Below are 9282 nucleotides of genomic sequence, written 5' to 3'. Positions count from 1 at the left end.
ATCCCCGGCGTGCACCAGCGCCCGCCGGCACCGCGGGCACCGGTGGGCCGGCTGCTCGCCGCGCTCGTCGTACCGGTCCCGCTTGAGCGAGATCCGGCACGACAGGCACACGTACGCGAACCGATGGGGCATGAGGCCACTCCTACTCGTATATCCGTGCGGCGCCGAGCTGTTCGGCGATCGACCGCCAGCCGACCGGCTCCAGCTCGTGCGCCCAGGGCGTTTCCGCGAGCCAGGAGGCCCAGCCGTCGAACCACGCCCGCGCCGTACCGTGCGCCCAGCTCCCACCGTCGCCGGCCCACAGGCCGCGGGCGGCGCGGGCGCGCACCTCCTGCCGGTCGCGGGCGAAGTCCACGGCGAGCGTCGCCACGTACCGGCGCAGCCGCGCCGCGTCCGACACCGCGTCCTCGTCCGTCGGCGGCTCGGCGAGCGCCGCGTCGGGGCGCGGCTCGGACGTGCGCGCCCGGTACAGCTGGCAGGCCAGCCCGCGCCAGCCGCCGTCGAGCACGGCGGTTCCGTCGAGGTGCCGGTCCAGTACCGTCACCCAGCCCCAGAGGAAGCCGTCGACGCCCCGGTGCGCCCGGGCGCCCTCGTCCTCGGCCGAAAGCAGGAGCAGGTACGCGACGAGGTCCCGGCGGGACTCCACGCGCTCCCATGCCTCGATGTTCTCGGGTGTGGACATCCTGCGAGCGTACGGACGACATCGCGTCCCGGCCAACGAGTTGAAGGGCCGGCGGGTTCGCCGCGGTCGTGCCCCGCGGGGCGGTCGGGGCCGCGCACCCCGCCGTGCCCCGCACGCCCGCGGCGGCGGTCGCGGGCTCCCGCCGGCGTCGGGGGCGCCTTACGCTGGCGGGGTGACGCTCGACGACCTCCGGCGGCTGCGCCGTGCCCGGGACACGATGGACCGCGACTACGCGCAGCCCCTGGACGTCGCGGCGCTGGCGCGCGTCGCCCTGATGTCGCCGGGGCACTTCTCCCGCAGCTTCCGGGCCGCGTTCGGGGAGACCCCGTACAGCTACCTGATGACCCGCCGCGTCGAGCGGGCGAAGGCGCTGCTGCGGCGGGGCGACCTGACCGTGACGGAGGTCTGCTTCGAGGTCGGCTGCACCTCGCTGGGGTCCTTCAGCTCGCGCTTCACCGAGCTGGTCGGTGAGAGCCCCAGCGCGTACCGGGCGCGCAGCCACGAACCCGGCGCGGCCATTCCGGCGTGCGTCGCCAAGATCCTCACGCGGCCGGTCAGGAACGGACCGCCCGAGAGCGGTCCGGGTGCAGGAGCGGAAACCTCCGGCCGCGCTTAGCGTCGGATGCATGGAAATCAAGCTGTCCCAGTGCTTCATCGCGGTCGACGACCACGACGCGGCGCTGGCCTTCTACCGTGACGCCCTCGGCCTCGAGGTCCGCAACGACGTCTCGTTCGAGGGCATGCGCTGGGTGACCGTCGGCTCGCCCGCGCAGCCGGACGTGGAGATCGTCCTCGAACCGCCGGCCGCGAACCCGAACGCCGCGCCCGCCGACCGGCAGGCGATGGCCGAGCTGCTGGCCAAGGGCATGCTGCGCGGTGTGATCTTCTCCACCGACGACGTCGACGCCGCGTTCGAGCGCATCCGGGCCGCGGGCGGCGAGGTGCTCCAGGAGCCGGCCGACCAGCCGTACGGCGTCCGCGACTGCGCCTTCCGCGACCCGGCCGGCAACATGCTGCGCTTCAACCAGCCGCGGGCCCGGTGAACCGGCCCGGCGGACCCCGACGTGGGTGATTTTGCAAGCAGGCGCTTGCAATAGTTAGCAGAGTCCGGCAGGATCGGGGCATGGCATCGCTCAACGTCGGAAATCTCGGCGAATACCTCCGCGAACAGCGGCGGCAGGCCCAGCTCTCGCTGCGGCAGCTCGCCGATGCGGCGGGGGTGTCGAATCCGTACCTGAGCCAGATCGAACGCGGGCTGCGCAAGCCGAGCGCGGACATCCTCCAGCAGCTCGCCAAGGCGCTGCGGATCTCCGCGGAGACGCTGTACGTACAGGCCGGGATCCTCGACGAGCGAGATCGCGACGAGGTCGAGACGCGGGCCGTCATACTCGGCGACCCGTCCATCAACGAGCGGCAGAAGCAGGTGCTGCTCCAGATCTACGACTCGTTCCGCAAGGAGAACGCGACCGAGGCCGACCCGGCCGGCGCGGACGACGAGATGCACCCTACGAACTGAACTGTGATCCGGGAGGACCAGCCACATGGCCATCGCCGATGACCTGAAGAAGACCCTCACCGACCCGACCCCGCTCTACTTCGCCGCCGGCACCGCCGACCTCGCGGTGCAGCAGGCCAAGAAGGTGCCCGGGCTCATCGAGCAGCTGCGTGCCGAGGCCCCCGCGCGCATCGAGGCCGTGAAGAACACCGACCCGAAGATCGTGCAGGAGAAGGCCAAGGAGGCGCAGGAGGCGGTCACCGCCAAGTTCGCCGAGGTGCTGACCGCGATCGACCCGAAGAAGCTCGGGGAGACCGCCCAGGACCTGGCGCTGCGCGGGGTCGGCGTGGCCGCCGAGTACGCCGTGCGGGCCAAGGAGACCTACGACAAGGTCGCCGAGCACGGCGAGCAGGCCGTGCGGACGTGGCGCGGCGAGGTCTCCGAGGAGATCGTCGACATCGCGGTCGCCGTCGAGCCGGCCGCCGCAACCCCGGCCGGGGCTTCGGCCGAGGCGCCCGCCGAGGACGAGGCCGCGGGCTCCGACGAGGAGAAGCCCGCCGCCCGCCGGACCGCGGTGCGCAAGAACAACACGAAGAAGGCCGCGACGGTCTCGGCCGACGAGAGCTGACGCGGTGAGGGCGGGCCGGGCACCTGCGAGGTGTCCGGCCCGTTGTTGTCTGCGAGGGCCGCTCTCCCGGTAGCGTGGAGAGCGGCGGGACCGGGTGGGCGAGCGAGAAGAGGCGGTCAAGGCGATGTTGATGAACGGGTTCGACAACGGCGTGCTCCCGCTGCTCGGCTACGCCATGCTGGCCCTGGCCGTCGTGGCCCTCGTCTTCGCGCTGCTGGCGCGGGAGGACGCGTACCGGGCCGCCGACAAGCAGACCAAGACGTTCTGGCTGGTCATCCTCGGGGTCACCGTGCTGGTGGACTTCTTCCTCGGGATGCTGTTCCTGCAGATCGCCGGTCTCGTCGCGACCATCGTGTTCCTCGTGGACGTGCGCCCGGCCCTCAAGCAGGTCTCGGGCGGCGGGCGGGGCGGCCGCCGCAGCGGCGGCAGCAGCAGCGACGGCCCGTACGGGCCGTACAACGGCGGGCGCTGACCCCGCCGGTCCGCGGCGCGGCCCCGGGGCTGATCCGGGACGATCCGGACGAACGGTCCCTAGCCGTCCGTGCGGGAGAGCAGGACCACGGCCACGTCGTCGGTGAGTTCGCCGCCGTTGAGGCGCCGGGCTTCGGTGACGGAGGCCTCCAGCAGCCCCTCGCCGCTCAGACCGCGGTCGAGGTGCCGGTTGATCATCTCGACCATCCCGTCCTGTCCGAGCCGCTCCCTGCCTTCGCCGATGCGGCCCTCGATCAGGCCGTCGGTGTACAGCATCAGGCTCCAGGCGCCGCCCAGCTCGACCTGCCGGCGCGGCCAGCGGGCCTTGGGCAGCAGCCCGAGCGCGGGGCCGCTGTTCTCGTACGGGAGCAGCTGCGCGCGGCGGCCCGGCCGCGATATCAGCGGGGCCGGATGGCCGGCCAGGCACAGGCCCGCGCGGCGGCCGTCGGGGGAGATGTCCACCGTGCACAGGGTCGCGAAGATCTCTTCGCAGGGGCGCTCCACTTCCAGGACCTCCTGGAGCGTGGACAGCAGGTCGTCGCCGCACAGCCCGGCCAGGGTCAGGGCGCGCCAGGCGATGCGGAGTTCGACGCCGAGGGCGGCCTCGTCGGGGCCGTGGCCGCAGACGTCGCCGATCATGGCGTGGACGGTGCCGTCGGGGGTGCGGACGGTGTCGTAGAAGTCCCCGCCGAGCAGGGCGCGGCTGCGGCCGGGGCGGTACCGGGCGGCGAAGCGGAGGTCGGAGCCTTCGAGGAGCGGGTTGGGGAGCAGACCGCGTTCCAGACGGGCGTTCTCCTGGGCCCGAAGTTTCGATTCTGCAAGCTTGTACTGGGCGATGTCCGCCCGTTTTCTCTCCACCGCGTAGCGGATCGCCCGGCTGAGCAGACGGCCGTCGAGCTCGTCGCGGAAGAGGAAGTCCTGCGCGCCGACCCGTACGGCCTCGGCGGCGCGCTCGGCGTCGGCCTCGGCGGTGAGGACGAGGACGGCGTGGCGGGGCGCGATCCGGAGCACCTCGCGGAGGATGGCCAGCTGGTCGGCGACGGCGGTGCCCGCGCCCGCGGTGCCCGGGCCCGCGCCCGGGCCGGAGCCGCCCGGTGTCCCGGCGAGGGAGAGGTCCAGCAGGATGCAGTGCACGTCCTGGGTGAGCAGGCGCGCGGCCTCGGTGAGGTTGCGGGCGGTGCGGAGCCGGATGCGGTGCCGGTCGGCGTCGAGGATCTCGGGGACGGTGAGTCCGCCCGCGGGGTCGTCCTCGATCACCAGCAGGGTCAGGGACGCCTGGGGCGCGGTGGCGTGCGCGACCGCAGGCGGCGTCGCCTGGGCGCTCTCCGTGGCGGGGGTGTCCCGCTGCCGCGGTACGGGTACGGCCATCGTCTCCGGTTCCTTCCCTCCCCCCGAGGGTGCGTCCGGCCGACCCTAGCGGTCGGTGGCCGCAGAGCGGAATGCCGTTCCGGGCCAGGCCACCGTCATATGCCGTTATCGCGGGGGAAAATCCGCCTCACTGGGAGACCGCTGAATGACGAACGTCACGGTGGCGGCCGTCGACGTCCCGTCCAACGAGACGTCCCGGAGCCCGCCGGGGTTGCCCGGCCCGGCCACTCGGTACGGCCCGGTCGGTACGGCCCCCGGCCGGCCCGCCCGGCCCGGCCCCCGGCCCGGCCCCCGGCCCGGCCCCCGGCCCGGCCCCCGGCGCGGCTCCGGTGCGCCCCTGCGGCGCGCCTCCGGTACGGGCCTCCCGCGCGGCCGGTGATCAGGCGTCGGGGCGGACCACGGCCTTGATCGGCATGGAGCCCGCGCCCGTCAGGGTGACGTTGCGGCCCGGGCGGGGTGCGTGGACGATCGCGCCGTCGCCCACGTACATCCCGACGTGGCTCGCATCGTCGAAGTAGATGATCAGGTCACCCGGCCGCATGTCCTTGATCGCGACCTTCGGGAGCAACCGCAGCTGCTCCTGCGACGTGCGCGGGATGTTCTTGCCCGCCGCCCGCCAGGCCTGGGACGTCAGGCCGGAGCAGTCGAAGGAATCCGGGCCCTCGGCGCCCCACACGTACGGCTTGCCCATCTGTCCGGTGGCGTACTGGACCGCCCTCTTGCCCGACTCCGACGCCGAGCTGTTGATCTCCTTCAGCACGCCCGTCGACAGCCACGCCGTCTGCGCCTTGTACTGCGCTTCCTGCTCCAGCTGGATCAGCCGGGCCTTCTCCTCGGCCTGCAGCTTGCTCTCCAGCGCCTCGGCCGTCTTGATCTTCTCCTCGATCTCCTTCTTCGCGTTCTCCTGCTTGATGCGGTTGGCTTCCAGCTTCTGCCACTGCGCGGTGGCGTCCTTCGCGTACTGCTGCAAGTCGCTCTGCGTGCGGTTCATTTCGGACAGCAGGTCCGTGGTCGCCTTCTCGCCCTGGCGGATCCGGTCCGCCCCGTCGAGGAACTGGCTCGGGGTGCCGCTCAGGGCCAGCCGTGCGCCGGCCGGCATCCCGCCCGAGCGGTACTGGGCGCGCGCGGCGGCTCCCGCGCGGTCCTTCAGCGCCGTGATCCGGTCCTGGCCGGCCACCACCTGCTTCGCGATCTCGACGATCTTGGCGGACTGCGCCTTGGCCTCGCCCTCCGCGAGGTTGTACGCGTCCGTCGCCGTGCCCGCCTGGCGGTACAGGTCCTCGATCTCCTTGCGCACCTGCTCAAGGGACTTGGCGCCCGGCTCGGGCGCCGCCGGCGCCGCCTGCGCCACCCCCGTCACGCCCACCACGCCCGACACCGCCAGCAGCGCCGTCGCACACAGCAGCGCAAGAGTGGACGCGCCACCGCGCCGCCTACGCTCCACGGTCCCCATGGTCCCCCCAAGGTGCCCCGAGTCCGATCCGGTATCAGATCTGACTATTCATCAGTAACTTTGCGCTGCCTTCGGGATGGTGCCACGAGCGGGCGAATTCCAACACCCTCACGGGACGCCCCTCGATCTTGTCCAGTCCCCCACACCGCTCCCCGCCGACTCAACGGGCCACCCCGGTGGCCGGTTCCCCGCAGCGCCACATTCACCCCGCCGGGCGCAACGCCTCCCAGCGCACCGTCAGTTCCCCCTGCCGCCAGCGCCCCGGACCGTCCGCGAGCGGCCAGTCCGCCGCCAACGCCCGCGCCGTCCGGATCCAGCGCTGCCGCGCCCCGTACGAGGCGTACGGGGCCGCCGCCGCCCACGCCCGGTCGAAGTCCCGCAGGAACGCGTGCACCGGTTCCCCCGGCACGTTGCGGTGGATGAGCGCCTTCGGCAGCCGCTCCGCCAGGTCCGAGGGGCGCTCCAGGGAACCCAGCCGGGTCGCGAACGTCACCGTGCGCGCCCCCTCGGGTCCCAGCGCGACCCACACATGACGCCGCCCGATCTCGTCACAGGTCCCCTCGACGAGCAGCCCCTCCGGGGCCAGCCGCGCGCACAGCCGCTCCCAGACCGCCGCCACCTGCTCCTCGTCGTACTGGCGCAGCACGTTCGCCGCCCGGATCAGCGCCGGCCGCACCCCGCCCTCCAGCGGCACCTCGAACCCGCCGTGCCGGAAACCGAGCCCCTCCCGCTCGTACGGCTTCGCCGCCGCGACCCGCGCCGGCTCGATCTCGATGCCGACCACCCGCACCCGCGGCGCCGCCTCCCGCAGCCGGGCCAGCAGCTCCACCGCCGTCCACGGCGCCGCCCCGTAGCCGAGGTCCACCGCCACCGGCGCCTGCGCACGCCGCAGCGCCGGCCCGTGCACGGCCGCGATCCAGCGGTCCATGCGGCGCAGCCGGTTCGGGTTCGTCGTCCCGCGCGTCACCGTGCCCACAGGGCGACGCGGGGGCGGGGCGGAGCGGGAGGACATGCGCCGAGCGTAAGCGGAGCGGCCCCGCCGGATGAAAAGCGGACGCCGGGAAAAAAGAACCCCTCCCCCCGGAATGCGGGACGCCGCCATCCGGGTTGCACTCCTTGAAGGGCGCCCCGCGCGCTCCGTCGTCATGCCCGCCCGCTGTCCGAGAGTCGTCCGAGCGAGAGGAACTGCTCCCTTGAGCCAGTACGTGTCCCGCCTCGGCGGCAGCCTCGGCGGCCGCATCGCCGCCGCCCGCAGCACCCGCCACGACCCGCCCCGCCTGCGCCTGCCGGCCGTCGGCCACCACCGCAAGCCGCGCCGCGTCGCCATGCTCAGCGTGCACACCTCACCGCTGCACCAGCCCGGCACCGGCGACGCCGGCGGCATGAACGTCTACATCGTGGAGCTCGCCAAGCGCCTCGCCGCCATCAACATCGAGGTCGAGATCTTCACCCGCGCCACCGAAGGCGGCCTCCCGCCCGTCGTCGAGCTGGCCCCCGGGGTCCTCGTCCGGCACGTGGACGCCGGCCCGTACGAAGGCCTCGCCAAGGAGGAGCTCCCCGCCCAGCTGTGCGCCTTCACCCACGGCGTCATGCAGGCCTGGGCCGGCCACCGGCCCGGCTACTACGACCTCGTCCACTCCCATTACTGGCTCTCCGGCCACGTGGGCTGGCTGGCCGCCGAACGCTGGGGCGTCCCCCTCGTCCACGCCATGCACACCATGGCCAAGGTAAAGAACGCCGCACTGGCCGAGGGGGACACCCCCGAGCCCGCCGCCCGCGTCATCGGCGAGACCCAGATCGTCGCCGCCGCCGACCGGCTCATCGCGAACACCACCGAGGAAGCCGACGAACTCGTACGGCACTACGAGGCCGACCCCGGCAAGGTGGCCGTCGTCCACCCCGGCGTCAACCTCGACCGTTTCACCGTCGCCGACGGCCGCACCGCCGCCCGCGCCCGCCTCGGCCTGCCGCAGGACGCCGTCATCCCCCTCTTCGCCGGCCGGATCCAGCCGCTCAAGGCCCCCGACATCCTGCTGCGCGCCGTCGCCGAGCTCGTCGACCGGGACCCCACGCTGCGCCGTCGCCTGTTCGTCCCCGTCGTCGGCGGCCCCAGCGGCAGCGGCCTCGCCCGGCCGGAGGGCCTGCACAAGCTCGCGGCCAAGCTCGGCATCACCGACCTCGTCCACTTCCATCCGCCCGTCCGCCAGGACGCCCTCGCCGACTGGTTCCGGGCGGCGTCCGTGCTGGTCATGCCCTCGTACAGCGAATCCTTCGGGCTCGTCGCCATCGAGGCCCAGGCCACCGGCACACCGGTGCTGGCCGCCGAGGTCGGCGGGCTGCCCGTCGCCGTCAACGACGGCGTGACGGGCATCCTCGTACCCGGGCACGACCCGGTGGACTACGCGCGGGAGCTGCGGCGCTTCGTGGACGACCCCGCGCTCGCGGACCGGATGGGCGCCGAGGCCGCGCGGCACGCGCAGTTCTTCGGCTGGGACACCGCGGCGAGCGGCACGGCGGACGTGTACACCGCGGCGATGCACGATCACCGCCGTCGCGTACGCTCCCACCATGGCTGACACCGCCGCGATCATCGAGTCCACGCTGGCCGGCGCCGAGCTGAGCTGGGAGAGCCCCGAGCCGGGCTCCTACGTCGTCCAGCTCCCCGGCACCCGCAAGCTGAGCACCACCTGCTCGCTGCGCGTCGGCCGGCACTCGCTGTCCGTGAACGCCTTCGTGATCCGCCACCCCGACGAGAACGAGGCCGGCGTCCACCGCTGGCTGCTGGAACGCAACCTCAAGCTGTACGGGATGGCCTACGCCGTCGACCGCCTCGGCGACGTCTACCTCACGGCCCGGCTCCCGCTGTCGGTGGTCGACCCGCAGGAACTGGACCGGCTGCTCGGCACGGTCCTGGAGGCGGCGGACGGCGCCTTCAACACCCTGCTGGAGCTGGGCTTCGCGAGCGCCATCCGCCGCGAGTACGCATGGCGCGTCTCGCGCGGGGAGCCGACGTACAACCTGGACGCCTTCAAACACCTGACGCAGCCGTCCTGAACGCCGCGTGCCGTACGGGCCCCCCCCCCGCCCGGGGCGCCCGAAGCCCCCCCCCGACGGCGCGACAGGCCAAACCCGCCCGGGGCCCGGCCCCCGCGCCGCCCACCCCCCCCAGCCGCCCGAGCACCGCG

At 73.5% G+C, this 9282-nt stretch carries 11 protein-coding genes; 7 read left to right on the top strand and 4 right to left on the bottom strand.

The genetic code is table 11. The features are described 5' to 3' along the window. Positions 1–142 precede the first annotated feature (142 nt). Positions 143–682, bottom strand: coding sequence for a hypothetical protein (locus ACFXA3_RS24735; RefSeq protein WP_385190237.1), 540 nt, complete (start codon positions 680–682; stop codon positions 143–145). Positions 683–854: 172 nt separating this feature from the next. Here ACFXA3_RS24735 and ACFXA3_RS24730 point away from each other — a divergent pair, with 172 nt between their 5' ends. The 5 genes from ACFXA3_RS24730 (at position 855) to ACFXA3_RS24710 (ending at position 3277) form a co-directional block, all read left to right on the top strand. After that, positions 855–1298: a helix-turn-helix transcriptional regulator gene (locus ACFXA3_RS24730; protein ID WP_385190235.1), complete on the top strand. Its 444-nt coding sequence runs from the start codon at positions 855–857 to the stop codon at positions 1296–1298. 10 nt (positions 1299–1308) lie between these two features. Further along, positions 1309–1725, top strand: coding sequence for a VOC family protein (locus ACFXA3_RS24725; protein WP_376202360.1), 417 nt, complete (start codon positions 1309–1311; stop codon positions 1723–1725). Between the two features lie 80 nt (positions 1726–1805). Beyond that, entirely contained in the window at positions 1806–2198 is a 393-nt protein-coding gene (locus ACFXA3_RS24720; protein WP_054225774.1) for a helix-turn-helix domain-containing protein, read from the top strand. Positions 2199–2223: 25 nt separating this feature from the next. Then, positions 2224–2805, top strand: coding sequence for a hypothetical protein (locus tag ACFXA3_RS24715; RefSeq protein ID WP_385190232.1), 582 nt, complete (start codon positions 2224–2226; stop codon positions 2803–2805). Positions 2806–2929: 124 nt separating this feature from the next. Next, positions 2930–3277 (top strand): DUF2516 family protein, encoded by a 348-nt coding sequence (locus tag ACFXA3_RS24710; RefSeq protein WP_385190240.1) that lies wholly within the window; start codon positions 2930–2932, stop codon positions 3275–3277. A gap of 59 nt (positions 3278–3336) precedes the next feature. Here ACFXA3_RS24710 and ACFXA3_RS24705 read toward each other — a convergent pair whose 3' ends face one another. The 3 genes from ACFXA3_RS24705 to ACFXA3_RS24695 form a co-directional block, all read right to left on the bottom strand. Beyond that, complete coding sequence (locus ACFXA3_RS24705) at positions 3337–4644, bottom strand: PP2C family protein-serine/threonine phosphatase (RefSeq protein WP_385190229.1); 1308 nt, start codon at positions 4642–4644, stop codon at positions 3337–3339. Positions 4645–5023: 379 nt separating this feature from the next. Beyond that, entirely contained in the window at positions 5024–6097 is a 1074-nt protein-coding gene (locus ACFXA3_RS24700; protein WP_385190227.1) for an NlpC/P60 family protein, read from the bottom strand. Positions 6098–6299: 202 nt separating this feature from the next. Beyond that, on the bottom strand, positions 6300–7109 hold the full coding sequence (locus ACFXA3_RS24695; protein ID WP_385190225.1) for a class I SAM-dependent methyltransferase: 810 nt from the start codon (positions 7107–7109) through the stop codon (positions 6300–6302). A gap of 181 nt (positions 7110–7290) precedes the next feature. Between ACFXA3_RS24695 and mshA the strand changes: the two genes are divergently transcribed. Next, positions 7291–8673, top strand: a complete 1383-nt coding sequence (mshA, locus tag ACFXA3_RS24690) for a D-inositol-3-phosphate glycosyltransferase (RefSeq protein ID WP_385190222.1) — start codon at positions 7291–7293, stop codon at positions 8671–8673. After that, positions 8666–9151: a YbjN domain-containing protein gene (locus ACFXA3_RS24685; RefSeq protein WP_385190219.1), complete on the top strand. Its 486-nt coding sequence runs from the start codon at positions 8666–8668 to the stop codon at positions 9149–9151. The genes mshA and ACFXA3_RS24685 overlap by 8 nt, the downstream gene beginning before the upstream one ends. Positions 9152–9282: the final 131 nt, after the last annotated feature.

This window comes from Streptomyces sp. NPDC059456, assembly GCF_042750055.1.
GTDB lineage: Bacteria > Actinomycetota > Actinomycetes > Streptomycetales > Streptomycetaceae > Streptomyces.
This window is presented reverse-complemented; position numbering and strand designations above follow the sequence as displayed.